Source organism: Cupriavidus taiwanensis (assembly GCF_900250115.1).
Lineage (GTDB): Bacteria > Pseudomonadota > Gammaproteobacteria > Burkholderiales > Burkholderiaceae > Cupriavidus > Cupriavidus taiwanensis_B.
Genome location: NZ_LT984803.1, coordinates 2,749,758 through 2,776,318, shown reverse-complemented (window position 1 = coordinate 2,776,318; position 26,561 = coordinate 2,749,758). Strand labels below are relative to the sequence as shown.

The following is a 26,561-nucleotide window of genomic DNA, read 5'->3' as shown; positions in this document are numbered from 1 at the left end:
ATCCCCGGAATTTGGCGATGAACCAAAAAAAGGCCCGGCGCGATGCCGGGCCCGGGGCAAGCCGGTCCCGGCTTACTTCTTCACCACGTGCTTGTTCGCCTTGTTGCCGGTGACCTCGTTGTACTTATCCACATAGGTTTCGAACAGCTTGCGGATCGAGCGCCCGATCTTGGCGTAGTCCGCTTCGTTCAGGTTGGCCAGCGAGACCCGTCCGGACGGATGGCGGGTGCCGAAGCCGCGGCCCGGCAGCAGCACCACGCCGGCCTCGTCGGCCAGCTGGAACAGCAGCTCGTTGGGCTCGACCGAGTTCATGATCCATTTGACGAAGTCCGGCCCGATCGCCTTGCCGCCCAGCTGCTCGATATCGAGCAGCGTGTAGTAGTCGACCGCGTTCGGATCATCGCTTTCCGGCGCGATGCCGATCTCGCGATACAAGGCGGCCTTGCGGCTGCGGATCAGCCGCTTCATCGCGTTCTTGTAGTTATCCGGCGTATCCATCAGCGAGAACAGCGAGAACAGCACCATCTGCACCTGCTGCGGCGTCGACAGGCCGGCGGTGTGGTTCAGCGCCACGGTGCGGCTGTCGGCGACGAGGCGGTCGATGAACCTGAGCTTCTCCGGCTCGGTCGTGATCGAGCTGTAGCGCTTGTTCAACTGCTGACGCTGCGCATCCGGCAGCTGGCCGATCTGCAAGTCGAAGATGTTGTCGCGATGCGTGGCGATCACGCCCAGGCGCCAGCCGGTCGCGCCGAAGTACTTCGAGAACGAGTACACCAGGATGGTGTTGCGCGGGCACATCGCGAACAGCGAGACGAAGTGGTCGGCAAAGGTGCCGTAGACGTCGTCGGTCAGGATGATCAGGTCGGGCCGTTCCTCGATGATCGAGGCCAGGTACTCCAGGCTCTCGTCGCTCATGCGGACCGACGGCGGATTGCTCGGGTTGACCAGGAAGAAGGCCTTGACCTTGGGGTCGCGCAGCTTGTCGAGCTGCTCCTTCGAATACTGCCAGCGCGAATCCGGGTCGGCATCGACCGACAGCTCCACCAGCTGGTAGTCGTTCAGTTCCGGGATCTCGATGTACGGCGTGAAGATCGGCATGCCCAGCGCGATGGTGTCGCCGGCCTTGAGCAGGTGGTTCTCTCGGATGGTGTTGAACAGGTAGGTCATGGCGGCGGTGCCGCCCTCGACCGCGAACAGGTCGAAGTCGCCGATGAACGGATGGTCGCCGATCATCTCCTTGCGGATGTACTGGCCGACGATGGTCTCGGACAGCTTCAGCATGCGGTCCGGCACCGGATAGTTGCAGGCGAGGATGCCTTCGCACATCTCGTAGAGGAAGTCGCCTGCGTTCAGGCCGAGCTGGTCGCGCACGTACGATACGGCGCCGGCCAGGAACTTCACGCCCGGGGTGTCGGCGAATTCGCGCGCGAACAGGTGGAAGCGTTCCTCGATGCCATCGCGGCGCGGGAACCCGCCGACGCCCTCCGGCATGTACGAGAACGAGCGCTCCGATTCGCGCATCGCGAACAGGCCCAGTTGCCAGAAGCCGTGGCGCGGCACCGTCGCCAGGAAATTGGGGTTGCCGCGGCCGGCGTTGAGCATCAGGCGCTCGGCGTCGCTGCTGGCCAGCTTGATCAGTTCATCCTTCAGTTCGAACGGCGAGAGGCTGGACAGCTTGGAGATATCGAACTTGCTCATGGCTTGCTCCTGTGTAGACGCTTGTCGGTTGGGTTGGCGGGCTGGCACCGGTGGCACCGCCCGCGCAGCAGCGGAGAGGGCAAAGGGAAGAACGCTAGACCAGGCCCACCACCAGCGGGCCCAGCAGCGTCAGCAGCACGTTGGCGAGCGCGTAGGTGATGGCGAACGGCACCGTCGGCACCGGGCTTTCGGCCTTGTCGAGGATGCCGCCGAAGGCGGGGTTGGCGCTGCGCGAGCCGGCCAGCGCGCCGGCCAGCAGCGCGGCGTTGTCGTACTTCAGCACGTAGCGGCCGAACAGCATGGTCAGGAACAGCGGCAGCAGCGTTACCACCGCGCCCAGGATGAAGATGGTCAGGCCGCTCTGGCGCAGCGTGGTCACGGCCTGCAGGCCGGAATTGATGCCGACGATGGCGACGAACGCGGCCAGGCCGAAGTCCTTCAGCAGCTGGCACGCGGCGGTCGGCATGGCGCCGAACATCTTGTGCTTGGAGCGGGCCCAGCCGAACACCAGGCCCGACAGCAGCGCGCCGCCGCCGGCGCCCAGCGTCAGCGGTATCGAGCCGATGCGCCAGACCAGCAGGCCGATGAGCAAGCCCACCAGCACGCCGGCGCCGAAGTAGACGAAGTCCGTCTTCTCGCTGGGCACCAGCTCGTAGCCGGCCATCCCCGCCGCGCGCTTGGTGTCGGCGGGGGTGCCGTACAGCGTGAGGATGTCGCCGTGCTGCAGCTTCAGTTCCGGCAACAGCGGCAGCGGGTGGTCATAGCGCTCGATGCGCTCGATATAGACGCCATGGCGCATGTCGCGCCCGACCATCTCGACGATCTCCGCCACGGTCTTGTTGTTCATGCCCTTGGCGGTGAACACCACGTTGCGCGACTGCATCACCGCGCCCATGCCGTCGGCATCGGCGACTTCCTCGCCGATCTGCGCGGCCGCCGGCACGATGGCATCGCGGCGGCCGACCAGCAGCACCAGGTCGTCGTGCTGCAGCACCAGGTCCTGCGTGACCTCGAGCTGCTTGCCGGCGCGCTGCACCTTTTCCACGGTGACCAGGTCCTCGCCGCCCATCTCCAGCTGCGCGACGGTCTGTCCGGAAGCATCGTTGATGCGATACAACCGGCCGACCAGCCGCGGCAGCGCGCCGCGCTGGCCCGGGCCGTACTGCGGCAGGCCGCCGTTGAGCTTGGCCTCGACCTTCTTGGCATCCGTCTTCAGGTCCGCCTTCATGAAGCGCGGCAGGATGTTGACGCAGACGATGATCGCGCCGAGCGAGCCGAACACATAGGTCACCGCATAGCCGACGGCGACGTTGGCCTGCAGGGTCTTGACCTGGTCTGGTGGCAGGCCCAGCTTGGTGATGGCGTCGCCCGCAGTGCCGATGATGGCCGACTGCGTCATGCCGCCGGCGGCCAGGCCCGCGGCCAGGCCCTTGTCGAGATGGAACAGCTTGGCCAGCACCACCACCGTGACCAGCCCGCACACCGCCATGAACACCGCCATGGCGATCTCGCGCAGCGAGCTGCGGTTCAGCGAGTTGAAGAACTGCGGGCCGCTTTCATAGCCCACCGCGTAGATGAAGACGGCGAACATCACCGCCTTGACGCCGTTGTCGATCTCGACGCCAAACTGGCTGATCACCACCGCTGCGAGCAGCGAGCCGGCGACACCGCCCAGCTGGAAACGCCCGAACGTGATCTTGCCGATCGCGTAGCCGACCGCCAGCGCAAGGAACAGCGCAGACTCCGGCGACTTCTGGAAAATCTCATGCAACCAATCCATCGAAGGCTCCTGGAAAGAGTGAGGCAGGTTGGGCGAGTTGTGGCATCCGGGCGTGGGGGCGCTGGGGTTCTGCCTCGCAGGCGGCGCGCGCAGAGGTCGCGGTGCGTGTGCGGCGCACCGGCCCCGGGCGCGAGGGCGAACATGCGACGCTGGCCGATTGCGCTGTCGGCACGCGGGCAACACGTGCGACGGCATGGCCGTGTCGAGGCAGCGAGAGGATTATCTCTGCCGCTCCGGGGCCGGCGTAGTGAAAGCTTTTGTCGGTGAATTAAACGCAGTCAACAATGCGCGCACGACAGTGCGCGGCTGCGTAGAGCGAGCTGGGGCGCGTCGCGCAACAATGCGCGCGCATGCCCGCCGGAGGGAGGGGCCGCCTCACCCGGACGGGTGCGGCGGCAGGGGCAAATGCGCCGGGCTCAGCGCCCGCCGGCGAGGCGCGCTTCGATATGCTTGGCGCGCTCGAGCGAACCCGGGTGCGAGCTCAGCATGCTCGACTGCCCGCCATCGAGGGTCGACATCTTGCGGAACGCGGACGCCAGCGCCTGGCGGTTGGCGCCGTTCTTCGTCAGCAGGTCGAAGGAATAATCGTCGGCCGCGGTTTCCTGGCGCTGCGAGAACTGCGCATTGACGAACTGCTCGGCCAGCGCGCCGACCTGCGACGACGACAGCGCGGTCAGCGAAGCAATGCCGGTCGAGCCCAGCAAGCCGCGCGCCGCGGCCGCGGTGTAGGCCACCTGCATCGCCGCCTTGGTGTGGCCCAGCGCCACGTGGCCGATCTCGTGGCCGACCACGCCACGCACCTCGTCGTCGCTGAGCAGGTCCATCAGCCCGCTGTAGACGCGCACGCAGCCGTTGGCCATGGCCCAGGCATTGATGTCCTTGGTCATGTAGACCTTGGCGTCGAGCGGCAGCCCGGTATTGCCGAGGCCGCTCATCACAGTGGCCAGGCGCCGCGCGTACGTGCTGTTGGCCGCCGCGATGGTGTTCTTCTTGTCCATCTCGGCGCAGGACTGGTCCGACAGCGTCTTGACGTTGCTGTCCGACAGCGTCGCGGCGGTGAACAGGCTGCCGCCGGCCTGGGTCAGGCTTTCCATGTCGGCGCCGGCGCAGCCGGCCAGCAGGGTGGCACAGGCGAGGGCGGAAAGGGCAAGTGGGGCGAGTCGTTTCACGTCGGGCTCCGGTCGAAGGCAATGCCATAGGATAGGAAGCGCGGCAGTGCTGTGCCAGTGGACGCAGTCCGACAGGACCAGCAATGGCGCGAAACGGGGTGGCGCGAAAGCTGGGGCCGATGCGGGATAGCATGGAGAGGCGGCTTGAAGCGCACGCGAAGGACGCGTGGGATGCGCGGATGGAGCGGACGTCGGGCAGAGCCGGAGATGGTGCCCGGGGTCGGACTCGAACCGACACGCCTTGCGGCGGGGGATTTTGAGTCCCCTGCGTCTACCTGTTTCACCACCCGGGCAGGTGTGACGGCATCGGAACCGATGCCGGGCTGAGCCGGGGATTATGCCGGAAATCGCGCTGCCGGACAACCGGCGCCGGGCCGGTCCGGGGCCACGCAAATCCGGTAGCATGGCGACCAGTCCTGCGCCCCAACCGTACCGATTGCGCCGACCCCGACCGCCATGACCGATCCAGACTTGCTTGCGCGCCTTGCCAGCCTGCCCTCGCAGGACCCCGCCTTCTATGACCGCGAGTACAACAACCGCGCCAATGTGCCGGACAACCCGGCGCACCTGGCGCGTTGGGCGCAGTGGTCCGCGCAGGTGCGCGCGCGCGCCCCGTTCCTGGCGGACCTGAGCTACGCCGGAGCGGACTCGCGCCATGCCGCGGGCGAGACCCTGGACTACTTCCCCGCGCAGCGCGCCAACGGGGCCTTGCCGCCGCTGCTGGTGTTCGTGCACGGCGGCTATTACCGCGCCCTGGACAAGCACGACCACAGCTTCGTCGCCGGCGCACTGCCGGCGCTGGGGGTGTCGGTGGCGGTGGTCAACTACACCCTGGTGCCGGCGGCGACGGTGCCGGAAATCGTGCGGCAGGTGCTGCGCAGCGTGGCCTGGCTGTACCGGCAGGCGGACCGGCTGGGCCATGACCCGCAGCGGCTGTACGTGGCGGGGCATTCGGTGGGCGGCCACCTGGTGGCGATGCTGATGGCCGCGCGCTGGCCGCAGTTCGGTGCGGACCTGCCGGCAGGGCTGGTCCGCGGCGGACTGTCGGTGAGCGGGCTGTACGACCTGGAGCCGCTGCGGCGCGCGGCCTTCCTGCAGTGCGACTTGAAGTTATCCGAAGCCGATGTCGCGCGGCTGTCGCCCGCGTACATGGCGCCCGCCGACGCGGCACCGCTGGCGATCGCGGTGGGCGGGCTGGAGGCGGCCGAATACCACCGCCAGCATGCGCTGATCCGCGCGGCGTGGCCGGCCAAGGTGGCGCATCCGGCGGCGAGCGACCTGGTGCTGCCGGACTGCCATCATTTCAATGTGCTGGACAGCCTGGCCAGCGCGGACGGTGCCCTCACGCAAGCGGTGCTGCGGCTGATGGAGCGCTGAGCCGCCACCGCGCGCCGAGGGCCTCAGCCCTCCAGCACGCGCAGCAGCGACGAAGTATCGTCCTTGCCCCAGCCCCTGGCCATCAGCGCGCGCAGTTGCGCCGAGGTGGCCTGCATCGCCGGCAGCTCCAGGCCGATTTCCGCGGCGATATCGCGTGCCAGGCCAAAGTCCTTGTCGTGCAGCCGCGCCTCGATGCCGGCGGCAAAATCGCGCGCCACCATCTTGGGACCCATCAGGTCGAGCATGCGGCTGCCGGCCATGCCGGTCGCCATGGCTTCGAACACGCGGCCGGTGTCGACGTTCTGCGCGGCGGCAAAGCGCATCGCTTCCGCGATGCCTTCGATATTGACCACCTGGGCGATCTGGTTGCACAGCTTGGCGACCTGCCCGGCGCCGTGGTCGCCGATATGAGTGATGGTCTTGCCGAGCCGCTCGAGCAGCGGGCGCACGCGTTCCAGCATCTCGGCCTTGCCGCCGGCCATGATGGTCAGCGTGCCGGCTTCGGCGCCCATGGTGCCGCCCGAGACCGGGCAGTCCAGCGCCTCGATGCCCCGTGCGGCCAGCGCCGCGGCGATCTCGCGCGTGACGATCGGCGAGATGGTGCTGTGATCGACGCAGATGGTGCCGCGCGCGGCCCCGTGGATCACGCCCTGCGCACCCAGCAGCACCTCGCGCACATCGTCGGACGAGGTCACGTTGGTGAAGACCACGCTGGCGCCGCGGGCCGCCTCGGCGGGCGTGAAGAACGGTTCTGCCCCCAGCGCGCGCGCGGCCTCGGCGGCTTCCGGGCGGCGCACGAAGGCGCGCACGGTGTGTCCGGCGGCCAGCAGGTGGCGCACCATGTGCGAGCCCATGGCGCCCAGGCCGATAAAGGCGATGGTGAGGGGGGTGGGAGTGGTGCTCATGCCATGCTTCCTTTCGTGATGCGTCGTTGCATTGCTGCGTTGATGCGGCGGGTTACTTGTCGCCCGCGTAGGCAAACTTGCCATTGCGGATCACCCCCATTACGCGCGAACGCTGGTCGAAGCCCTGGTGGTCCTTCGGGTTCAGGTTCATCACGCCGTTGGGGATGGTGAGATTGGTGGTGGTTTCCAGCGCGTCGCGCATGGCCGCGCGGAACTCGCGCGTGCCGGGCTGGGCGCCGCTCTTGAGCGCGCGGCGGGCGGCGTCGTCGAGCAGCATCCACGCGCCCCAGGCATCGCCGGCGAACTGGGTCACGCTGTCGGCGCCGTACTTTGCTTCGTAACGATTGACGAAGTCCAGCGCCACCTTGCGCACCGGATGGCTCTCGGGCAGCTGACGCGCGACCACCACCGGCCCGGTCGGGAACAGCGTGCCTTCCACGTCCTTGCCGCCCATGCGCAGGAAGTCCCAGGTGGCGATGCCGTGGGTCTGGTAGACCTTGCCCTTGTAGCCGCGCTCGCCCAGCGTCTTCTGCGGCAGCACCGACGGCGTGCCGGCGCCGGCGATCAGGATCGCGTCCGGATTGGCCGCCATCAGCTTGAGCACTTGCCCGGTGACCGAGGTGTCGTTGCGCGAGAAGCGCTCGTTGGCGACGACCTTGATCTTGCGGACTTCGGCCAGCTTCGAGAACTCGCGCCACCAGCTTTCGCCGTAGGCGTCGGCAAAGCCGATAAAGCCGACCGTCCTGACGCCGTGGTTGCTCATGTACTCGGTCAGCACGGTCGCCATGTGCGAGTCATTCTGCGGCATCTTGAAGGCCCAGCGGCGCTTGGCATCGGTCTGCGGCTCGACGATGGCGGCCGAGGCAGCCAGTGCCACCATCGGGGTCTCGCCCTCGGCCACGGCGTCGAGCACGGCGATGGCGGTGGGCGTGATGTTGGGGCCGACGATCACGTCGACCTTTTCCTCGGAGATCAGCTTGCGCACATTGCGCACCGCGGCCGCAGGGTCAGTGCCGTCGTCCAGGATGATGTAGTGCGCCTTCTGGCCGCCCAGCGTCTGCGGCCACATCAGCACGGTGTTCTTGGACGGGATGCCGATCGAGGCGGCCGGGCCGGTGGTGGACACGTCGATGCCGACGCGGATGTCGGCACGGGCGGCGCCGGCAAGCAACAGCGTGGCGCCAAGCAGCAGGGGGCGCAGGGGCAGCTTCAGCATGGTCTCCTCCGTTCTTATATGTGACGGGAAAGGATAGCCGAACTCGGTCGGTGGGGCACCCTGGCCCCGCCGCAGCGATGTCAGCGCACGCCCAGGCGCCAGAGCGAGGTCACTTCGGCGGAGCGCGCGGCGTGCAGCGGATCGGCCGCATCGGCCGCGCGCGGGTGGCGCGGGCGGATGTCGGAGCGGCCCAACACCTTCAGCCCGGCCGCCCCGATCCAGCCGGTCAGCTCGTCGCGCTGGCGCAGGCCGAGGTGCTCGGCCAGGTCGGACAGCAGCAGCCAGCCCTCGCCGCCGGGCTCCAGGTGATCGGGCAGCCCTTGCAGGAAGCCGCGCAGCATGGCGCTGTCGGGGTCATAGACGGCATGCTCGACCGGCGAGCTCGGCCGTGCCGGCACCCACGGCGGGTTGCATACCACCAGCGGTGCGCGGCCGGCGGGGAACAGGTCGGCCTCGATCACCTCGACCTGCGCGGCGTAGCCGAGCCGCGCGATGTTCTCGCGCGCGCAGGCCAGCGCGCGCGCGTCCTGGTCGGTGGCCACCACGCGCTGCACGCCGCGGCGGGCCAGCACCGCGGCCAGCACGCCGGTGCCGGTGCCGATATCGAAGGCCAGCGTCTGCGCCGGCAGCGGCTCGGCCGCGACCAGGTCGATGTACTCGCCGCGCACCGGCGAGAACACGCCGTACCACGGATGCATGCGGTCTTCCAGCGCCGGAATCTCGACGCCCTTCCGGCGCCACTCGAAAGCGCCGATCATGCCCAGCAGCTCGCGCAGCGAGGCCACGTAGGGCTCGCCGGCCGGGCCGTAGACCTGCTCGCATGCCTCATGCACATCGGGCGCGCGGCGCAGCGGGATCTGGTGGCCGGCCTCGAACGGCAACAGCAGCATGCCCAGCGTGCGCGCCCGCTGCGACTGCGCCAGCCGGTGCAGGTGGAAGGCCTCGGTGGGCGACGCGGCCTGGCTCTTGTCCCGGGCCTTATCCCGGGCCTTGCCGGGGCGGCTGGCCTTTTTCGGCTTGCGCTCGGTGCGGCGGGCCAGCGCGTTCAGCAGCTGGCGCGCGTTCTGGAAATCGCCTCGCCATAGCAGCGCGGTGCCTTCGCAGGCAAGGCGGTAGGCGCTATCGGCGCTGGTGGTGTCGTCGGCGACGACCACGCGCCGCGGCGGCGGCAGGCCGGCCTCGGAGCGCCAGGCAGCGCTATGCTCGACGCCGTTTTCGGTCCAGTGGATGCGGGGCAGGTCGCTCACAGGACCTCCGGGCGGCGGGTTGGGATGTGCAGGGCAGGCATCGTGGCTGGACTTCTTATATAGAGCGGGGCGGCAGCGGTGCCGCCTTAGAGTTCGTAGGCTTCGTGTTCGCCGGACATGGCCTGCTCGACCAGCTTGCGATTGAGCGTCGGCGAGAACAGTTCGATAAAGGTGTAGACAAAGCTGCGCAGGTAGGCCCCCTGCTTGACGGCCAGGTGGGTCACGTTGCTGCCGAACAGGTGCCCGGCGGCAATGCCGCGCAGGTTGCGGTCGCGCTCGGCATCATAGGCGACGCCGGCGACGATGCCCACGCCCAGCCCGATTTCCACATAAGTCTTGATCACGTCCGCGTCGATGGCCTCGAGCACGATGTCCGGCGCCAGGTGGCGCAGCGCGAAGGCCTTGTCGATCTTGGTGCGCCCGGCGAAGTTGGCATCATAGGTGATCAGCGGGTATCCCATCAGGTCTTCCAGCGCCAGGTGCTTCTTGTCCAGCAGCGGGTGCTCGGGCGGCGTAATCACCATGTGGGTCCACTGGTAGCCCGGCAGCGACACCAGGTTCTTGTCGCTGGAGATGCCTTCGGTGGCGATGCCGATGTCGGCCTGGTCATGCAGCAGCATGTCGGCGATCTGGGCCGGGTTGCCCTGCTGGATCGACAGCCGCACCTTGGGATAGCGCTTGGTGAACTCGCTGATTACGCGTGGCAGCGCGTAGCGCGCCTGGGTGTGCGTGGTGGCGATGGTGAAGTTGCCCTGGTCCTGGGCCGCATAGTCCATGCCGACGCGCTTCAGGCTTTCCACCTCCTGCAGGATCTTCTCGACCGAGCTGAGGATGCGGCGGCCCGGCTCGGTCAGGCTGCGGATGCGCTTGCCGTGACGCGTGAAGATGTCGACCCCCAGTTCTTCTTCCAGCTCGATGATGGCCTTGGATACGCCGGGTTGTGATGTATATAGCGCTTTGGCCGCCTCGGTCAGATTGTAGTTCTGCCGGACGGCTTCCCGCACGAAGCGAAACTGGTGCAAGTTCATATATCTGCGTTCGTATAAACAAACAACTTCTTATTAGTTTGAGGTATGAGGCCAGTTTATTACGATTCTCGAACTTTGTTAATGAACGGCCTGCCCTCGGTGCGCCTTCCCGCCGCGGCCAGTTCCACGGCGCGATCCGCGGGCCACGCCACACCGAGTCCCTCATGTCCCTGGCCTATACCGTTTCTGGTCTGTTCGTAGGCGTCCTCGTCGGCCTGACCGGCGTGGGAGGGGGCTCGCTGATGACGCCGCTGCTGACGCTGCTGTTCGGCTTCTCGCCCGCCACCGCGGTCGGCACCGACCTGGCCTTCGCGGCCATCACCAAGGGTTTCGGCACCATCGCGCATCGCGCCCACGGCCACGTGCAGTGGCAGGTGGTGCGGCGCCTGTGCATCGGCAGCCTGCCCGCGGCCGTCGCCGCCATCCTGGTGCTGAAGAGCGCCGGCGAGCTCGACGCCCGCTGGCTGCATGCGATCCGCGTGACCATCGGCGTGTCGGTGCTGCTGACGGTGCTGTCGCTGCTGTTCCGCCGCCAGATGCTGGCCTGGCTGGAACGCAATCCGCGCTTCCAGCTGCATGGCCGCAAGCAGGTCGTTGCCACCGTCATCGTCGGTGCGGTGATCGGCGTGCTGGTCACGGTCTCGTCGATCGGTGCCGGCGCGGTCGGCGCCACGCTGATCCTGCTGCTGTATCCCCACATGAAGCCGGCCGAGGTGGCCGGCACCGACATTGCCTACGCCGTTCCGCTGACGGCGCTGGCCGGGCTGGGCCACGTGTGGCTCGGTACGGTCGACTGGAATTTGCTGCTGGCGCTGCTGGTGGGTTCGATCCCCGGCATCTGGCTGGGCGCGCAACTGTCGCGGGCGCTGCCCGAGCGGCTGGTGCGCGCCGCCCTGGCGACCACGCTGACGCTGGTCGCCATCAAGCTCGTTTCCTGAATTCAACGAATACTGAACGGACCCCGCCATGTATCAGTACGACCAATATGACCAGCGCATCGTCGCCGAGCGCGTCGCCCAGTTCCGTGACCAGGTGCGCCGCCGCCTGTCGGACGAACTGACCGAGGAAGAATTCCTGCCGCTGCGGCTGCAGAACGGCCTGTACATGCAGCGCCACGCCTACATGCTGCGCGTGGCGATTCCGTACGGCCTGCTGTCGTCCAAGCAGCTGCGCAAGCTGGCCCATATCGCGCGCGAGTACGATCGCGGCTACGGCCACTTCTCGACCCGCCAGAACATCCAGTACAACTGGATGGAACTGGAGCGCGTGCCCGACGTGCTGGCCGAGCTCGCCAGCGTCGAGATGCACGCGATCCAGACCTCGGGCAACTGCGTGCGCAACATCACCACCGACCACTTCGCCGGCGTGGCGCCGGACGAGTCGGTCGATCCGCGCGTGCTGGCCGAGCTGCTGCGCCAGTGGAGCACGTTCCAGCCGGAATTCGCCTTCCTGCCGCGCAAGTTCAAGATCGCGATCTCGGCGTCCCAGGACGACCGCGCCGTGGTGCAGATGCACGACATCGGCGTCTACGCCTACAAGAACGCTGACGGCGACGTGCGCCTGCGCATCCTGGCCGGCGGCGGCCTGGGCCGTACCCCGATCCTGGGCACGATCATCAAGGACGACCTGCCTTGGCAGCACATGCTGACCTACATCGAGTCGGCCATCCGCGTGTACAACCGCTACGGCCGCCGCGACAACAAGTACAAGGCGCGCATCAAGATCCTGGTGAAGGCCATCGGCGCCGACAAGTTCGCCCAGGAAGTCGAGGAAGAATGGCAGCACAGCAAGGACGGCCCGGCCACGCTCACGCAGGCCGAGTTCGACCGCGTGGCGCAGTACTTCACGCCGCCGGCGTATGAAAAGCTGGCCGACACCGATGCCTCGTACGAAAAGCACCTGCTCGAGGACAAGGCCTTCGCGCGCTGGGTCAGCCGCAGCGTGCACGGCCACAAGGTGCCCGGCTACGCCGCGGTTACGCTGTCGACCAAGCCGGGCCTGGTGTCGCCGCCGGGGGATGCCACCGACGCGCAGATGGAAACCGTGGCCGACCTGGCCGACCAGTTCGGCTTCGGCGAGCTGCGCGTGGCGCACGAGCAGAACCTGGTGCTGCCGGACGTGAAGAAGCACGACCTGTACGCGCTGTGGCAACTGGCGAAGAAGGCCGGCCTGGCGACGCCGAACATCGGCCTGCTGACCGACATCATCGCCTGCCCGGGCGGCGATTTCTGCTCGCTGGCCAACGCCAAGTCGATCCCGATCGCGCAGGCGATCCAGGACCGGTTCGACGACCTCGACTACGTCTACGACCTGGGCGAGATCTCGCTGAACATCTCGGGCTGCATCAACGCCTGCGGCCACCATCACGTTGGCAACATCGGCGTGCTGGGCGTCGACAAGGACGGTTCGGAGTGGTACCAGGTCACGCTGGGCGGCGCCCAGGGCAACCAGACCGCGCTGGGCAAGGTGATCGGCCCATCGTTCAGCGCCGAGGAAATGCCCGAGGTGGTGAGCCGCATCATCGACACCTTCGTCGCCAACCGCATCGAAGACGAGCGCTTTATCGAAACCCTGTCCCGCATCGGCATCGCTCCGTTCAAGGAGCGCGTCTATGCCGACAAGCAGCCGCGCGAGCGCGCCGAAGCCTGAGGACCGGAGAGACTGAACATGGCAAAGATCATTCAACTGCAACGCCAGGATGCAACGGGCAGTGCGAACGTCACCCCGGTGATCGTCGAAGACAACTGGACCGTGCTGCGCGCCACCGAAGAACAGCCGCTGACCGAAGAGCGCATCGCCGCCGCCGCGCAGGGCCAGGACGCGGTGCTGTTCCCGCTGTCGGTGTGGCAGGCCAATGAAGCGCTGCTGGCCGGCCGCGACGCTGCCCGCACCGGCATTTGGCTGGCCCCGGAAGACGAGCCGGCCGATGCCGCCGCGTACTTCGAGCGCGTATCGCTGGTGGCGGTGGACTTCCCGGTGTTCCGCGACGGCCGCGGCTTCTCCACGGCTTACCTGCTGCGCACCCGCTACCAGTGGCAAGGCCAGCTGCGCGCCATCGGCGACGTGCTGCGCGACCAGCTCAACTTCATGAAGCGCTGCGGCTTCGACGCCTTCGCCGTGCGCGCCGACAAGAGCATCGACGACGCGATCAAGGGCTTTACCGAGTTCACCGTGACCTACCAGGCATCGGTCGACGAGCCGCTGCCGCTGTTCCGCCGCGCGCGCGCCGAAGACGCCGCCGCGCAACCGAAGGCCACGGCATGAGCACGGTGCTGAGCGATATCCCCGTGGTGGATGCCGGCGCGGTATCGGCGCTGCGTCCGCCCGCGCTGTGGGTCGCGCCCGAGTACACCGGCAGCATCGAAGCGCTGGCGCAGAAGGAGCGCGAGCTGGACGAGCGCCTGGCGGGCATCGCCGGCCGCTTCTTCCGCGCGCGCTTTGCCTCGAGCCTGGCGGCCGAGGACATGGTGCTGACCGACGCGATCCTGCGCGGCAGCGAAGCCGTGCGCGCCGGCATCCGCGTGTTCACGCTGCAGACCGGGCGCCTGCACGCCGAGACCCTGGCCGTGCTGGACAAGGTGCAGGCGCACTATGGCTACACCATCGAGCAGTTCACGCCGGATGCCGAGGCGGTCGAGAACTACCTGAAGAAGCATGGACTGAACGGCTTCTACGACAGCATCGATGCGCGCAAGTCGTGCTGCGGCATCCGCAAGGTCGAGCCGCTCAACCGCGCGCTGTCGCACGCCGACGCCTGGCTGACCGGCCAGCGCCGCGAGCAGGCCGTGACCCGCGCCGAGCTGCCGTTCGAAGAACTGGACGAAGCCCGCGGCATCCCCAAGTTCAACCCGCTGGCGGACTGGAGCGAGGCCGAAGTGTGGGCCTACCTGAAGCGCCACCAGGTGCCGCTCAACGACCTGCACGCCAAGGGCTATCCCAGCATCGGCTGCGAGCCGTGTACGCGCGCGGTACGCGCGGGCGAGGACGTGCGCGCGGGACGGTGGTGGTGGGAGTCGAAGGACTCGAAAGAGTGCGGGCTCCACGAACAGAACATCAAGCATTGAGGCCGTAAGAAAATGGGCATCATGAACGACATCGCAGAAGCCACCTCCGGCGTGGCCCACCTGTTGCAGGTACAGAACGACCATCTCGACCGCCTCGAGGCGGAATCGATCTACATCATCCGCGAGGTGGTGGCCGAGTGCCGCAACCCGGCGCTGCTGTTCTCGGGCGGCAAGGACTCGATCGTGATGCTGCACCTGGCGCTGAAGGCCTTCCGCCTGGGCGAGCGCAAGATCGAGCTGCCGTTCCCGCTGGTGCATATCGACACCGGCCACAACTACCCGGAAGTGATCGCGTTCCGCGACCAGCGCGTCGCTGAGCTGGGGGCGCGCCTGGTGGTCGGCCATGTCGAGGACTCGATCAAGCGCGGCACCGTGCGCCTGCGCAAGGACACCGATTCGCGCAATGCGGCGCAGGCCGTGACGCTGCTCGAAACCATCGGCGAGCACCAGTTCGACGCGCTGATGGGCGGCGCCCGACGCGACGAAGAGAAGGCCCGCGCCAAGGAGCGCATCTTCTCGTTCCGCGACGAGTTCGGCCAGTGGGACCCGAAGGCCCAGCGCCCCGAGCTGTGGAGCCTGTACAACGCCCGCATGGCGCAGGGCGAGCAGATGCGCGTGTTCCCGATCTCGAACTGGACCGAGCTGGACGTGTGGCAGTACATCGCCCGCGAGAACCTGGCGCTGCCGCCGATCTACTATGCGCATCAGCGCGAAGTGGTGCGCAAGAACGGCCTGCTGGTGCCGGTCACGCCGATCACGCCGAAGCAGGACGGCGACGTCAGCGAAGTGCTGTCGGTACGCTTCCGCACCGTCGGCGACATCAGCTGCACCTGCCCGGTGGCCAGCGTGGCCGATTCGCCCGAAGCGATCATCGCCGAGACCGCGGTGACCGAGATCACCGAGCGCGGCGCCACCCGCATGGACGACCAGACCAGCGAAGCCTCGATGGAGCGCCGCAAGAAGGAAGGCTACTTCTAAGCCGCACGCAGCAAAGGATCCAGACATGACTCACCAAGCAACCCACCAAGGCCTGCTGCGCTTCATCACCGCCGGCTCGGTCGACGACGGCAAGAGCACGCTGATCGGCCGTCTGCTGTACGACAGCAAGGCGGTGCTGTCCGACCAGCTGACCGCGCTGGCCAATGCCAAGAACAAGCGCACCGCCGGCGAGCAGATCGACTTCTCGCTGCTGACCGACGGCCTGGAAGCCGAGCGCGAGCAGGGCATCACCATCGACGTGGCCTATCGCTACTTCTCGACCGCGCGCCGCAAGTTCATCATCGCGGATACGCCCGGCCACGAGCAGTACACCCGCAACATGGTCACCGGCGCCTCGACCGCGCACGCGGCCATCGTGCTGGTCGATGCCACCCGCGTGACCGTCACCGACGGCCGCGCCGAACTGCTGGCGCAGACCAAGCGCCACTCGGCGATCCTGAAGCTGCTTGAAATCCAGCACGTGATCGTCGCCGTCAACAAGATGGACCTGGTCGACTACAGCGAGCAGACCTTCAACGAGATCCGCACCGCCTACGCCGAACTGGCCGAGCAGCTGGGTCTGAAGGACGTGCGCTACGTGCCGGTGTCCGCGCTGCGCGGCGACAACATCGTGCACGAGAGCGACGCCATGCCGTGGTACCAGGGCGAGCCGCTGCTGCCGCTGCTGGAGGAACTGCCGGTGGAAGAAGCCGCGGCCGAAGACGACGCCGCGCTGCGCTTCCCGGTGCAGCTGGTGATCCGCCAGGATGGCTCGCAGTCGGACGACTTCCGCGGCTATGCCGGCCGCGTCGAAGCCGGCACCGTGCGCGTCGGCCAGAAGCTGCGCGTGCTGCCCGCCAATCGCGAAGCGGTGGTGGCCGAAGTGCTGACGCCCAACGGCGCCGCTGAATCGGCCAACGTCGGCGACACGGTGACCGTACGCCTGGCCGAGGATGTCGATGTATCACGCGGTGACATGTTCGTTGCCGCCGACGCGACCGCGGCCTCCGCCAAGAAGCTGCAGGCCGACCTGTGCTGGTTCGACGACGAGTCGCTGAACCCGGCGCGCAAGTACGTGCTCAAGCACACCACGGCGAGCGTGTTCGCGCGCGTGTCGGCGGTGGACCGCGTGCTGGACGTGCACACGCTGTCGCACGAGACCGGCCGCCACGAGATCCGCCTGAACGATATCGGCTCGGTGCAGATCTCGCTGCAGAAGCCGATCGTGTGCGACGCCTACGGCGACAATCCGGCAACGGGCGCCTTCGTGCTGATCGACGAGGCAACCAACCACACGGTGGCCGCAGGCATGATCCGTGCGTTCTCCTGATCGGTAACGAACGGGATCGACCGGACAAGGGGCTGGAGATGGGCAAGCAGGCACGGAAGACTTACGGCAAGGTGTACCTGATCGGGGCAGGCCCCGGTGCGGCAGACCTCATTACGGTGCGCGGTGCACGGCTTTTGGGCGAAGCCCAGGTGGTGCTGCACGACGCGCTGGTGGCGCCGGAGATGCTGGCCTGGTGTCCGCAGGCCGAGCTGGTCGAAGTCGGCAAGCGCTGCGGCCAGCGCTCGACCGCGCAGCTGTTCATCAATCGCCAGATCGTCGACCTCGCCAGCAAGCATGAACGCGTGGTGCGCCTGAAGGGGGGCGACCCGATGCTGTTCGGCCGTGCCGACGAGGAACTGCAGGCGCTGGAAGCGGCCGGCATCGAGTACGAGGTGGTGCCCGGCATCACCGCCGCACTGGCGGCCGCGTCGGCCATCGGCAAGCCGCTGACCAGGCGCGGCGTGTCGCGCAGCGTGGCGTTTGCCACGCAGGCCAAGGCCGCGGACGGCGAGGGCTCGCCGGATATCGAAGCCGCGGTCAAGGCCGACACGCTGGTGTACTACATGGGCCGCGACCAGGCCGCCACCATTGCCGTGCAGCTGATCGCGCATGGCAAGCCTGCATCGACGCCGGCATGGGTGGTGGAGGCCGCCACCACGCCGCAACAGCGCAGCCGCGAATTCACGCTCGGCCAGATGGCGGCCGGTGCAGCGGCGGCGTGGATCGATCCGGTGCAGCCTAGCCTGCTGATGATCGGCGCCGCGCTGGCCGCGCGCGCGACCGAGTCGCCGCGGGAGGATGCGGGTGCGATTGAAGCCTGTACGCCGCGCGCTGCCTGATTTTCTGGCTTTGGGCCGGAATTGCGAAGGTTTTCTCCCCTCTCCCATTTATTGTATGGACCGGGGACATAGGTAACAGGTGTGCCAGGACATGGGTAACACTTTTCCCGCTTAGTCAGCGGGAGGAAAACGTTGCCCTGGAGCCAAACCACCGTGAAGCAGCAAAGAGGAGAGTTCGTCCGCCTGGCACGCCAGGCGGACGCCAATATTGCGGAGCTTTGCCGCCGCTTCTGCATCAGCCGCAAGACCGGCTACAAGTGGTTGAACCGAGAGGATCTGGACGACCGAACTCGGCGGCCACATAGCTCTCCCGGCCGAACTCCAGCTGCCATCGAAGAGAGCGTGCTAGCGATACGAGCCGAACATTCGGCCTGGGGCGCCCGCAAGATCGCACGCGTGCTGGAGCGCGACCACCGCATCCAAATCGCCCCGAGCACAGTCAATTGGGTGCTGCGCCGCCATGGCTTGATCGATCCGGCCGCCAGCGCGGCCGCTACAGCATGGCAGCGCTTCGAGCACGACCGGCCCAATGCACTATGGCAAATTGACTTCAAAGGCCACTTCGCTACCGACACGCAGAGGTGCCACCCGCTCACGGTCTTGGACGATCACTCCCGGTTCAATGTGCTGCTCAAGGCCTTGGGCAACGAACAGTTTGAATCCGTACAGGAAGCGTTAGAGATGGCTTTTGCGCGCTATGGGCTGCCCGAACGGATCAATGCAGACAACGGCCCGCCCTGGGGTTCCCCAGTGCCCCGAGCATTAACCACGCTGGGCGCGTGGCTGATTCGCCTGGGCGTGCGGCTCAGTCATAGCCGACCTGGCCATCCTCAGACCAACGGTAAGGACGAGCGCTTCCATCGAACCATGCAGGCTGAGCTGTTGGCCAACCAGCGTTTCCGGGATCTGGACGATGCCCAGCATCACTTTAGCCATTGGCGCCACGTGTACAACTTCAAGCGCCCCCACCACGCGCTGGATATGGAGACCCCCGCAAGCCGCTATGCGCCTAGCCCACGGGCGATGCCGCGCGAACTCCCGCCCATCGAGTACGGCAGCAATGACATCGTGCGAAAGGTAGGCGACGGCGGGCGCATCTGCTTCCGAGGAAAGACGTTCCGGGTCGGACGAGCCTTGGTCGGAACGCCCGTAGCGCTGCGCCCTCGCGTGGATCTGGACGGCACCTTTGACGTCTACTTCTGCCATCAAAAGGTCGCCACAATAGACCTACAGCAGGCCGATTAAACTGGAGACTGGACTGTTACCCATGTCCTGGCACATGTGTTACCCATGTCCCCGGTCCATACAATTTATGGGAGAGGGGCGGGGGAGAGGGCGGGAGTCCCCACGAAGTCGGGGGTTACGCTGCTTGCCAGCGCCGGCCCTCTCCCCGGCCCCTCTCCCGCACGCGGGAGAGGGGAGCAAACCAGCGCCATCAACGTGCCGTCAAAAACATCACCCCGTGCCGGGATTTCCAGCACGGGGTTTTTTTGTCAGAGTCCTGAAAACTTCAGGACTGCGCAGCAGCCCCGGGCAGTGACGCGATACAGTAAGCCGCAATCGCGTCCAGCACCGCATCCGACTCGCCCACCGCGGCCGCGCAATGGATCCGCAGGCCGGGATAAGCCTGCCGGCACTGCTCGATCAGCGCCGGCAAATCGCGCCGGATATGCCCGCCCTGGCCGAAGAACACCGGCACCACGGTGACCTCGGTCACGCCCTCTGCCGCCACTTGGGCCAGCGCATCCGCCAGCAACGGGGACATCAGCTCCAGAAACGCCAGCCGCACCGCGCAGCCGGGCAGGGCGGCCACCAGCTTCTGCTGCAGCCGCTCGAACGGCTCGCGCCAGCGCGCATCGCGCGCGCCGTGCGCGAACAGGACCAGGGCGCGGTCGCGGGCTGCCATGGCGGTACTCAATGCCGGTCCACCCAGCGCAGCGCCAGCAGCGCCACCATCAGGTAAAGCGTGCCCGGCACCAGCGCCGAGATGATCGGCGGCCAGGTATGCAGCAGGCCGACGTGCGAGAACAGCGTGTTCGACAGGTGGAACGACAGCCCCAGCATGATGCCGCCGAACACCTTGACGCCGACCGCGCCGGCGCGCGCGTGCAGGTAGGCGAACGGCAGCGCCAGCGCCACCATCACGAACAGCGTCAGCGGGTAGATCACCTTCTTCCAGAACGCGATCTCGTAGCGCTGGGTGTCCTGCTTGTTGTCGCGCAGGTGGCGGATATAGCGGAACAGGTCCAGCGTCGACATCCGCTCCGGCGTGACCAGCAGCACCGACAGGATCTGCGGGGTCAGCTCCGAATGCATGGCCACGCGCGGGAACTTGACCTGCTCGGCGCGGAAGTCCGGCGCCAGCGCGTCGCGCGCCGGCGCGCCGGGCGCGGGCTGCGCGCCCTGGGCCTGCGGCGTCAGTTCGACGAAGCGGGTCTCGCTGACATTCTGCAGCTCCCATGACTGGCCGCCCTGGTAGCGTCCCTCCTGCGCCACGCGGATCACGCGCAGCCGGTACTGGGGGTCGAACTCGTACATGGTGATGCCGGTGATGGTCTGGTCCGGCCGCAGCCCCGCCACGTTGACGAAGCGGGTGATCTCGCCATCGCCGGCGGCATCCTTGTCGCGGTCCTTGACCCAGACCCCGGAGCGGAAGCCCGACGACACCGTGGCGCCGATCGCCTCCAGCTTGACCTTCTGCGCATACTGCTCGGCGCGCGGTCCGATGAACTCGCCGAAGAGAAAGGTCACCAGCGCCAGCGGCACCGCCAGCTTGAACAGCGAGAACAGCGCCTGGCGCGTGTTCAGTCCGGCCACGCGGAAGATGGTGTACTCGGACTGGCTGGCCAGCTGCGAGAACACATAGATCGCGCTGATCAGCACCGCGATCGGCAGCACCTCGTACACCCGCGTGGGCGCCTGCAGCAGGACGTGGAACAGCGCGATCAGCGAGGTGTACTGGGCGTTGACGTTCTCCAGCTCGTTGAGCATGTCGAAGAACACGAACAGCGACAGCACCGCGAACAGGATGAAGGCGAACACGCCATAGACCAGCCGGCCGAAATAGCGTTCGTAGACGCGCAGGATCCTCATGCCCGGCCTCCGGCGGCGGCCGCGGCATCGCGCTTGCGCAGCCCGAACACGGCGCGCCAGCCACCCAGGCTGCGGTTCTGGCGATAGCGGAACAGCAGCAGCGCGCCCCCGAACACGGCCAGGTGGATCGGCCACCAGGCCAGCCAGAACGGGATCGAGCCGTTGCGCACCCAGGACTGCGACAGGTTGATCAGGTTGCTGTAGGTCAGGTAGATCAGCACCGCGAACACCAGCGGCGTATAGCGGCCCAGGCGCGGGTTCACGTAGGCCAGCGGGATCGCGATCATGACGAAGTTGAAGGCCAGGATCGGCAGCGAGATGCGCCAGATCAGTTCGCCCAGGTTCTCGCGCGTGGGGTTGCGGATCAGCTCGATGGTGTCGCGGCTCTTGGGCGGCAGCTTGGCCTCGGACTCGGGCGGCTTGCTGTCCACCTTGACCGCATAGCGCTCGAACTCGACGATGCGGTAGTCGATCTGCCCGGGCGTGCCGGAATAGCGCCGGCCATTCTCCATCACCACCAGGCGGTCGCCGTTGGGCATGGTCTCGAACTGGCCCTGGTGCGCCAGCGCCACGCCGATCTTGTCGGCTTCGGCATTGGCCACGAAGACATTGCGCGCATGCTTCATGTCGGCATCGATGCCCTCGATGAACAGCACGTAGTTGGCCTTGGCGGGCTCGATGAAGCGGCCGGCGGCGATCATCGACATCACTCCGCGCTGCTCGAAGCGGTCGCGGAACAGCGCGCTCTGCTGGTTGGCCCACGGCCACGCGAACAGGCCCAGCAGCAGCGCCAGCACGATGAAGGGCGCGGCGAACTGCAGCACCGGCTTGACCAGGTCGCGCAGCGAGATGCCGGCCGAGAACCACACCACCATCTCCGAGTCTTTGTACCAGCGCGTCAGCACGATCAGGGTAGAGATGAACAGCGTCGCCGACAGCAGGATCGACAAGTAGCCGATGGTGGCCAGGCCGATCAGCATCAGCACGTCGTTGGGGCTGGCCTTGCCGTTGGCGGCCATCCCCAGGATGCGAATCACGAGCGAGGTGAGCATGAAGGTCAGCATCACCAGGAACACCGCCCCGGCGGTGTAGGCAAGCTCGCGTCGCAGGGCTTGTTGAAGGATCATGCGGGTTCGGTTCCGGGCTGCCGGCCGGAGCGGGCGATGTGCCGTGCGAGGTGCCTGGCAGAACGGCTGGCTGACGGCATAGCGTGCTGTCAACGTGGCCGGGGCGTATCAGCGGCGGCAGGTCGCGGGGTAAAAATCGCGGATAATGGAGGCTTTCGTGTCTAACGAGCCCCTGGAAGGAAGCGCGATGGAATTTAGCACAAAAGCCCTGGATTGGAGCAAAGCCGGCCAAAATGGTTTCCTGGCGACCAAGACCGACTGCCTGGTGGTCGGGCTGTTCGAAGGCCAGAACCTCGGCGGCGTAGCCAAGGCCCTCGATGTGGCCACCAAGGGCTTGGTGGGACGGCTGGTCAAGCAGGGCGACTTCGAGGGCAAGCGCGGCACCCACCTGATGCTGCATGAAGTGGCCGGCGTGGGCGCCGCGCGCGTGCTGCTGGTGGGCCTGGGCAAGGAAGGCGACTTCACCGACAAGGCCTTTGCCGATGCGGTGCGCTCCGCGGTGCGTGCCTTGTCGTCCACGCGTGCGACCTCGGCGCTGTGGTGCCTGGCGCAACAGGCGCCGCAGCAGCGCGACGTGTCGTGGGCCGTGATCACCACCATCACGCTGGTGCGCGAGGCCGGCTACCGCCTGCTCGAGCGCCATCCCGGACTCAAGCGCGCCAACGCCCAGAATGCCGCCAGCGGCAAGCCCAACGGCAATGACAAGTCATCGCTGCGCAAGGTCGTGATCGCGGTCGACAGCGGCGACGCCCGCGCCGCGACCCAGGCCGCGGTGCGCGGCACCGCCATCGCCAACGGCATGGAGCTGACGCGCGACCTCGGCAACCTGCCATCCAATATCTGCACCCCGACCTACCTGGCCAATGCCGCGCGCAGCATCGCCAAGCGCCACAAGCTCAAGGCCGAGATCCTCGGGCGCAAGCAGATCGAGGCGCTGAACATGGGCGCGTTCCTGGCCGTGACCAAGGGCAGCGAGGAGCCGCCCCAGTTCATCGTGCTGCGCTACGACGGCGCCGGCGCCAAGCAGGCGCCGGTGGTGCTGGTGGGCAAGGGCATCACCTTCGATACCGGCGGTATCTCGCTCAAGCCGGGCGAGGGCATGGACGAGATGAAGTACGACATGTGCGGCGCCGCCTCGGTGCTGGGCACGATCCAGGCCGTGGCCGAGATGGGCCTGAAGCTCAATGTGGTGGCGGTAGTCCCCACCTGCGAGAACATGCCCAGCGGCATCGCCACCAAGCCGGGCGACGTGGTCACCAGCATGTCGGGCCAGACCATCGAGATCCTCAACACCGACGCCGAGGGCCGCCTGATCCTGTGCGATGCGCTGACCTATGTCGAGCGCTTCAAGCCGGCCGCGGTGATCGACGTCGCCACCCTGACCGGCGCCTGCATCATCGCGCTCGGCCATGTCAACAGCGGCCTGTATGCGCGCTCCGACGCGCTTGCCGACGCGCTGCTGCAGGCAGGCCGCCGCGCCATGGACGCCGCCTGGCGCATGCCCCTGGACGACGAATACCAGGACCAGCTCAAGTCCAACTTCGCCGACATGGGCAATATCGGCGGCCGCCCGGCCGGCAGCGTCACCGCGGCCTGCTTCCTGGCGCGCTTTACCGAGAAATACGACTGGGCCCACCTGGACATTGCCGGCACCGCGTGGAAGAGCGGCGCGGCCAAGGGCGCCACCGGCCGTCCGGTGCCGCTGCTGACGCAGTTCCTGATGGACCGCGCGGCCTGACCGCGACGCAACCGAGCAGGAGCGGCAACCTTCCATGACGCGCATCGACTTCCACAGCAACGTGCCGGATGTGCTCGGCTATGTCTGCCGCCTGGTCCGCAAGGCCTACGGCGCCGGGCAGAAGGTGGTGATCCACGGCGCGCCGGCGCAACTGGCGGACCTGGACGCGCGCCTGTGGACCTTCTCCGCGCTGGACTTCCTGCCGCATTGCGGGCTGGAAAGCCCGAACGCGGCGGTGACCCCGGTCCTGCTGGCCGCCACCACCGAGGGCGTGCCGCACCACCAGCTGCTGATCAACCTGGCTGACCAGGCCCCGGCGCAGTTTGCCAGCTTCGAGCGGCTGATCGAGGTGGTCGGCGCCGGCGACGCCGCGCGCGAGGCTGGCCGCCAGCGCTACCGCTTCTACCGCGAACGCGGCTATCCGCTGACGCACCACGACATCGGCCAGCCCAAGGGAGACGCCGCATGAGCGAACGCACCACCTCGCGGGTGATCCCGCGGCCGGAACCGCACGACAGCATCCCGCTGCTGACCGAAGTCGTGGAACTGCCGGATGCCGGCACCGAAGCGTCCCAGGCGGACGACGGCGTGATCGACACCTTCGGCATGGACGATGCCGGGCTGGTGATGCAGGTTGGCGATACCGGCGACGCCGCACTGGACCAGGCGCTGGACCAGCCGCTGGCCGGGACCGATTCCGCCACGGCCAGCGGCGACGACGACCTGCGCGAAGTTCGCACCGAGCTGCTGAGCCGCGTGATGATGCGCTTTCGCACCGAATGGCCGCAGGTGGTGGCGGCACACACCGAAGCCACGCTGCAGTCACGGCTCCCGCAGCTGGCGGCGCAGCTGGCCAGCGAGCTGACGCAGTCGCTGGAAGCGCGGCTGGTGGAGTGGCTGGACGCGACGCTGGAGGAGATGGAGAAGGCGCCGGACGGGGATTGACCAACGAGCCATCGCGCCGGTTCTCTCCCCTCTCCCTCTGGGAGAGGGGCGGGGAGAGGGCAGCGTTGCCACGAAGTGAAGCGATATTGTGCTTGCCGAAGGCCGGCCCTCTCCCCCGGCCCCTCTCCCGCAAGCGGGAGAGGGGAGCAAACAGGCGGCCCGGCTGTACGCCACGAGTAAGAAAAAGAAAGCCTGCGACTCGCGCAGGCTTTTCGCCATCCACCGCTCGCTGATCAGTCCGTCACCGCGCCCTTGCTCGCCGTCGACGCCAGTCGCGCAAACTTCGCCAGCACCCCGCGCGTATAGCGCGGCGCCGGCGCCTGCCAGCCGGCGCGCCGCCTGGCCAGTTCTTCTTCCGCCACGTTCAGCTGCAGCAGCAATTGGTGCGCGTCGATGGTGATCGAGTCGCCTTCCTGCACCAGCGCGATGGTGCCGCCGACGTACGCCTCCGGCGCGACGTGGCCGACCACCATGCCCCAGGTGCCGCCCGAGAAGCGGCCGTCGGTGATAAAGCCGACCGACTCGCCCAGGCCCTTGCCGATGATGGCCGAGGTAGGAGCCAGCATTTCCGGCATGCCGGGGCCGCCCTTGGGACCCAGGTAGCGCAACACCAGGATGTCGCCGGCGTTGATGCGGTCGGCCAGGATCGCGTCCATCGCGCTCTGCTCGTCCTCGAACACGCGCGCCGGGCCGGTGATGACCGGGTTCTTCAGGCCGGTGATCTTGGCGACCGCGCCTTCTTTGGCCAGGTTGCCCTTCAGGATGGCCAGGTGGCCCTCGGCGTAGAGCGCCCGCTCGATCGGCAGGATCACGTCCTGGTCGGCGCGCGGGGCGTCGGGCACCTGCTCGAGTTCCTCGGCCAGGGTGCGGCCGGTGATGGTGATGCAGTCGCCGTGCAGCAGGCCGGCCTTGAGCAGGATCTTCATCACCTGCGGGATGCCGCCGGCGCGGTGCAGGTCGGTCGCCACGTACTGGCCCGAGGGCTTGAGGTTGCAGATCACCGGCACCTTGCGGCGGATGCGCTCGAAGTCGTCGATGGTCCATTCCACCTCGGCGGCATGCGCGATCGCCAGGTAGTGCAGCACCGCGTTGGTGGAGCCGCCGGTGGCCATGATCAGCGCGACCGCGTTCTCGATCGACTCGCGCGTGATGATGTCGCGCGGCTTGAGGTCGCGCTTGACGGCCTCGACCAGCACGCGCGCCGATTCGGCGGCGCTGTCGACCTTTTCCTGGTCCGGATTGGCCATGGTCGACGAATACAGCAGCGACATGCCCAGCGCCTCGAACGACGAACTCATGGTGTTGGCGGTGTACATGCCGCCGCACGAGCCGGTGGACGGGCACGCGTTGCGTTCCACCCCTTCGAAGTCTTCCTCGCTCATGCGCCCCGCGGTGAACTCGCCGACGGCCTCGAACGACGACACGATGGTCAGGTCCTTGCCCTTCCAGTGGCCCGGCTTGATGGTGCCGCCGTAGACGTAGATGCCCGGCACGTTGGTGCGCGCCAGTGCGATCATGCCGCCGGGCATGTTCTTGTCGCAGCCGCCGATCACCACCACGCCGTCCATCCACTGGCCCTGGGCCGCGGTCTCGATGCAGTCGGCGATGACTTCGCGCGAGATCAGCGAGTACTTCATGCCCTCGGTGCCCATCGACATGCCGTCCGAGATGGTGGGCGTGCCGAACACCTGCGGGTTGGCGCCGGCGGCCCGGATCGCGTCGATGGCCGCGTCGGCCAGTCGCTGCAGGCCGGCATTGCACGGCGTGATGGTCGAATGGCCGTTGGCGATGCCTACCATCGGCTTGTCGAAGTCCTCCTTCTGGTAGCCGAGCGCGTAGTACATCGAGCGGTTGGGAGAGCGCGCCACGCCTTGCGTGATGTGCCGGGAGCGCTTGTTGAATGCCATGGTGGGGGTCTCCGGGATCCTTGTTATATGCCGCCGCGGGCGCGCGGCGGGCGCTGTGATGGGGCAAGAATGACGCGTGCGTTTTGGCGTGTCAAATGGATTGTTCGGGCGCTGGCGGGC

23 protein-coding genes and 1 tRNA gene are annotated in these 26,561 nt (G+C 67.4%); 12 read left to right on the top strand and 12 right to left on the bottom strand.

Going from position 1 to position 26,561, the window contains the following annotated elements; genetic code table 11:
• Nucleotides 1–72 precede the first annotated feature (72 nt).
• From CBM2586_RS12945 to CBM2586_RS12930, 4 genes are all read right to left on the bottom strand, one after another.
• Nucleotides 73–1,698, bottom strand: coding sequence for a bifunctional aspartate transaminase/aspartate 4-decarboxylase (locus CBM2586_RS12945; RefSeq protein WP_115661306.1), 1,626 nt, complete (start codon nt 1,696–1,698; stop codon nt 73–75).
• Nucleotides 1,699–1,792: 94 nt separating this feature from the next.
• Complete coding sequence (aspT, locus tag CBM2586_RS12940; RefSeq protein ID WP_115661307.1) at nt 1,793–3,478, bottom strand: aspartate-alanine antiporter; 1,686 nt, start codon at nt 3,476–3,478, stop codon at nt 1,793–1,795.
• 416 nt (nt 3,479–3,894) lie between these two features.
• Entirely contained in the window at nt 3,895–4,572 is a 678-nt protein-coding gene (locus tag CBM2586_RS12935; protein ID WP_240987938.1) for a M48 family metallopeptidase, read from the bottom strand.
• 283 nt (nt 4,573–4,855) lie between these two features.
• Nucleotides 4,856–4,940: transfer RNA gene (locus tag CBM2586_RS12930), tRNA-Leu, on the bottom strand.
• Between the two features lie 163 nt (nt 4,941–5,103).
• Here CBM2586_RS12930 and CBM2586_RS12925 point away from each other — a divergent pair.
• Nucleotides 5,104–6,024 carry an alpha/beta hydrolase gene (locus CBM2586_RS12925; protein WP_115661309.1) on the top strand — a complete coding sequence of 307 codons (921 nt, stop codon included), beginning with the start codon at nt 5,104–5,106 and terminating at the stop codon, nt 6,022–6,024.
• 23 nt (nt 6,025–6,047) lie between these two features.
• Here CBM2586_RS12925 and CBM2586_RS12920 read toward each other — a convergent pair whose 3' ends face one another.
• From CBM2586_RS12920 to CBM2586_RS12905, 4 genes are all read right to left on the bottom strand, one after another.
• A complete protein-coding gene (locus CBM2586_RS12920; protein ID WP_115661310.1) occupies nt 6,048–6,929 on the bottom strand; it encodes an NAD(P)-dependent oxidoreductase in 882 nt (293 codons plus the stop codon).
• 52 nt (nt 6,930–6,981) lie between these two features.
• Nucleotides 6,982–8,145, bottom strand: coding sequence for an ABC transporter substrate-binding protein (locus CBM2586_RS12915; protein ID WP_115661311.1), 1,164 nt, complete (start codon nt 8,143–8,145; stop codon nt 6,982–6,984).
• 80 nt (nt 8,146–8,225) lie between these two features.
• A complete protein-coding gene (locus tag CBM2586_RS12910) occupies nt 8,226–9,392 on the bottom strand; it encodes a methyltransferase (RefSeq protein ID WP_115687908.1) in 1,167 nt (388 codons plus the stop codon).
• A gap of 86 nt (nt 9,393–9,478) precedes the next feature.
• Nucleotides 9,479–10,420 (bottom strand): CysB family HTH-type transcriptional regulator, encoded by a 942-nt coding sequence (locus tag CBM2586_RS12905; RefSeq protein WP_012353708.1) that lies wholly within the window; start codon nt 10,418–10,420, stop codon nt 9,479–9,481.
• Between the two features lie 164 nt (nt 10,421–10,584).
• Here CBM2586_RS12905 and CBM2586_RS12900 point away from each other — a divergent pair, with 164 nt between their 5' ends.
• The 8 genes from CBM2586_RS12900 (at nt 10,585) to CBM2586_RS12865 (ending at nt 18,876) form a co-directional block, all read left to right on the top strand.
• On the top strand, nt 10,585–11,358 hold the full coding sequence (locus CBM2586_RS12900; RefSeq protein WP_115661313.1) for a sulfite exporter TauE/SafE family protein: 774 nt from the start codon (nt 10,585–10,587) through the stop codon (nt 11,356–11,358).
• A gap of 28 nt (nt 11,359–11,386) precedes the next feature.
• A complete protein-coding gene (locus tag CBM2586_RS12895) occupies nt 11,387–13,069 on the top strand; it encodes a nitrite/sulfite reductase (RefSeq protein ID WP_115687906.1) in 1,683 nt (560 codons plus the stop codon).
• An 18-nt stretch (nt 13,070–13,087) separates the two neighbouring features.
• Nucleotides 13,088–13,684: a DUF934 domain-containing protein gene (locus tag CBM2586_RS12890; protein WP_115687904.1), complete on the top strand. Its 597-nt coding sequence runs from the start codon at nt 13,088–13,090 to the stop codon at nt 13,682–13,684.
• Nucleotides 13,681–14,484, top strand: a complete 804-nt coding sequence (locus CBM2586_RS12885) for a phosphoadenylyl-sulfate reductase (RefSeq protein ID WP_115687902.1) — start codon at nt 13,681–13,683, stop codon at nt 14,482–14,484. The genes CBM2586_RS12890 and CBM2586_RS12885 overlap by 4 nt, the downstream gene beginning before the upstream one ends.
• A gap of 12 nt (nt 14,485–14,496) precedes the next feature.
• Nucleotides 14,497–15,462, top strand: a complete 966-nt coding sequence (gene cysD / locus CBM2586_RS12880; RefSeq protein ID WP_092306633.1) for a sulfate adenylyltransferase subunit CysD — start codon at nt 14,497–14,499, stop codon at nt 15,460–15,462.
• Between the two features lie 25 nt (nt 15,463–15,487).
• Nucleotides 15,488–16,792, top strand: coding sequence for a sulfate adenylyltransferase subunit 1 (locus CBM2586_RS12875; protein WP_115687900.1), 1,305 nt, complete (start codon nt 15,488–15,490; stop codon nt 16,790–16,792).
• A 38-nt stretch (nt 16,793–16,830) separates the two neighbouring features.
• Nucleotides 16,831–17,631 carry a uroporphyrinogen-III C-methyltransferase gene (gene cobA / locus CBM2586_RS12870; RefSeq protein ID WP_115687898.1) on the top strand — a complete coding sequence of 267 codons (801 nt, stop codon included), beginning with the start codon at nt 16,831–16,833 and terminating at the stop codon, nt 17,629–17,631.
• A 132-nt stretch (nt 17,632–17,763) separates the two neighbouring features.
• The gene (locus CBM2586_RS12865; RefSeq protein WP_115687896.1) at nt 17,764–18,876 is read left to right on the top strand and encodes an IS481 family transposase; all 1,113 of its coding nucleotides are present in this window, start codon (nt 17,764–17,766) and stop codon (nt 18,874–18,876) included.
• A gap of 265 nt (nt 18,877–19,141) precedes the next feature.
• Here the strand turns inward: CBM2586_RS12865 and CBM2586_RS12860 are convergent, their stop codons facing one another.
• The 3 genes from CBM2586_RS12860 to lptF are packed head-to-tail and all read right to left on the bottom strand — an operon-like array spanning nt 19,142 to nt 21,851.
• A complete protein-coding gene (locus CBM2586_RS12860; RefSeq protein WP_115661319.1) occupies nt 19,142–19,537 on the bottom strand; it encodes a sirohydrochlorin chelatase in 396 nt (131 codons plus the stop codon).
• A gap of 8 nt (nt 19,538–19,545) precedes the next feature.
• Entirely contained in the window at nt 19,546–20,724 is a 1,179-nt protein-coding gene (gene lptG / locus CBM2586_RS12855) for an LPS export ABC transporter permease LptG (RefSeq protein WP_115661320.1), read from the bottom strand.
• Nucleotides 20,721–21,851 (bottom strand): LPS export ABC transporter permease LptF, encoded by a 1,131-nt coding sequence (gene lptF, locus CBM2586_RS12850; RefSeq protein ID WP_115661321.1) that lies wholly within the window; start codon nt 21,849–21,851, stop codon nt 20,721–20,723. Before lptF ends, lptG begins: the two co-directional genes overlap by 4 nt.
• 187 nt (nt 21,852–22,038) lie before the next feature.
• Between lptF and CBM2586_RS12845 the strand changes: the two genes are divergently transcribed.
• From CBM2586_RS12845 to CBM2586_RS12835, 3 genes are read left to right on the top strand one after another with little or no spacing between them, the layout of a single operon-like run.
• Nucleotides 22,039–23,589 (top strand): leucyl aminopeptidase, encoded by a 1,551-nt coding sequence (locus CBM2586_RS12845; RefSeq protein WP_115661322.1) that lies wholly within the window; start codon nt 22,039–22,041, stop codon nt 23,587–23,589.
• A 34-nt stretch (nt 23,590–23,623) separates the two neighbouring features.
• Nucleotides 23,624–24,058: a DNA polymerase III subunit chi gene (locus tag CBM2586_RS12840; protein WP_115687894.1), complete on the top strand. Its 435-nt coding sequence runs from the start codon at nt 23,624–23,626 to the stop codon at nt 24,056–24,058.
• Nucleotides 24,055–24,534, top strand: coding sequence for a hypothetical protein (locus CBM2586_RS12835; protein ID WP_115661323.1), 480 nt, complete (start codon nt 24,055–24,057; stop codon nt 24,532–24,534). Before CBM2586_RS12840 ends, CBM2586_RS12835 begins: the two co-directional genes overlap by 4 nt.
• A gap of 233 nt (nt 24,535–24,767) precedes the next feature.
• On the opposite strand, the gene ilvD is transcribed toward CBM2586_RS12835, so the two are convergent.
• Nucleotides 24,768–26,441, bottom strand: coding sequence for a dihydroxy-acid dehydratase (gene ilvD / locus CBM2586_RS12830; RefSeq protein ID WP_115687892.1), 1,674 nt, complete (start codon nt 26,439–26,441; stop codon nt 24,768–24,770).
• Nucleotides 26,442–26,561: the final 120 nt, after the last annotated feature.

Coding starts and splice junctions, on each gene's coding strand:
- CBM2586_RS12900 (WP_115661313.1), top strand. CDS start 10,585: ATGTCCCTGGCCTATACCGTTTCTGGTCTGTTCGTAGGCGTCCTCGTC.
- CBM2586_RS12890 (WP_115687904.1), top strand. CDS start 13,088: ATGGCAAAGATCATTCAACTGCAACGCCAGGATGCAACGGGCAGTGCG.
- CBM2586_RS12905 (WP_012353708.1), bottom strand. CDS start 10,420: ATGAACTTGCACCAGTTTCGCTTCGTGCGGGAAGCCGTCCGGCAGAAC.
- CBM2586_RS12935 (WP_240987938.1), bottom strand. CDS start 4,572: ATGGAAAGCCTGACCCAGGCCGGCGGCAGCCTGTTCACCGCCGCGACG.
- CBM2586_RS12835 (WP_115661323.1), top strand. CDS start 24,055: ATGAGCGAACGCACCACCTCGCGGGTGATCCCGCGGCCGGAACCGCAC.
- CBM2586_RS12845 (WP_115661322.1), top strand. CDS start 22,039: ATGGAATTTAGCACAAAAGCCCTGGATTGGAGCAAAGCCGGCCAAAAT.
- aspT (WP_115661307.1), bottom strand. CDS start 3,478: ATGGATTGGTTGCATGAGATTTTCCAGAAGTCGCCGGAGTCTGCGCTG.
- CBM2586_RS12915 (WP_115661311.1), bottom strand. CDS start 8,145: ATGCTGAAGCTGCCCCTGCGCCCCCTGCTGCTTGGCGCCACGCTGTTG.
- CBM2586_RS12840 (WP_115687894.1), top strand. CDS start 23,624: ATGACGCGCATCGACTTCCACAGCAACGTGCCGGATGTGCTCGGCTAT.
- CBM2586_RS12885 (WP_115687902.1), top strand. CDS start 13,681: ATGAGCACGGTGCTGAGCGATATCCCCGTGGTGGATGCCGGCGCGGTA.
- cobA (WP_115687898.1), top strand. CDS start 16,831: ATGGGCAAGCAGGCACGGAAGACTTACGGCAAGGTGTACCTGATCGGG.
- CBM2586_RS12925 (WP_115661309.1), top strand. CDS start 5,104: ATGACCGATCCAGACTTGCTTGCGCGCCTTGCCAGCCTGCCCTCGCAG.
- CBM2586_RS12875 (WP_115687900.1), top strand. CDS start 15,488: ATGACTCACCAAGCAACCCACCAAGGCCTGCTGCGCTTCATCACCGCC.
- CBM2586_RS12895 (WP_115687906.1), top strand. CDS start 11,387: ATGTATCAGTACGACCAATATGACCAGCGCATCGTCGCCGAGCGCGTC.
- lptG (WP_115661320.1), bottom strand. CDS start 20,724: ATGAGGATCCTGCGCGTCTACGAACGCTATTTCGGCCGGCTGGTCTAT.
- CBM2586_RS12920 (WP_115661310.1), bottom strand. CDS start 6,929: ATGAGCACCACTCCCACCCCCCTCACCATCGCCTTTATCGGCCTGGGC.
- cysD (WP_092306633.1), top strand. CDS start 14,497: ATGGGCATCATGAACGACATCGCAGAAGCCACCTCCGGCGTGGCCCAC.
- CBM2586_RS12945 (WP_115661306.1), bottom strand. CDS start 1,698: ATGAGCAAGTTCGATATCTCCAAGCTGTCCAGCCTCTCGCCGTTCGAA.
- ilvD (WP_115687892.1), bottom strand. CDS start 26,441: ATGGCATTCAACAAGCGCTCCCGGCACATCACGCAAGGCGTGGCGCGC.
- CBM2586_RS12860 (WP_115661319.1), bottom strand. CDS start 19,537: ATGGCAGCCCGCGACCGCGCCCTGGTCCTGTTCGCGCACGGCGCGCGC.
- lptF (WP_115661321.1), bottom strand. CDS start 21,851: ATGATCCTTCAACAAGCCCTGCGACGCGAGCTTGCCTACACCGCCGGG.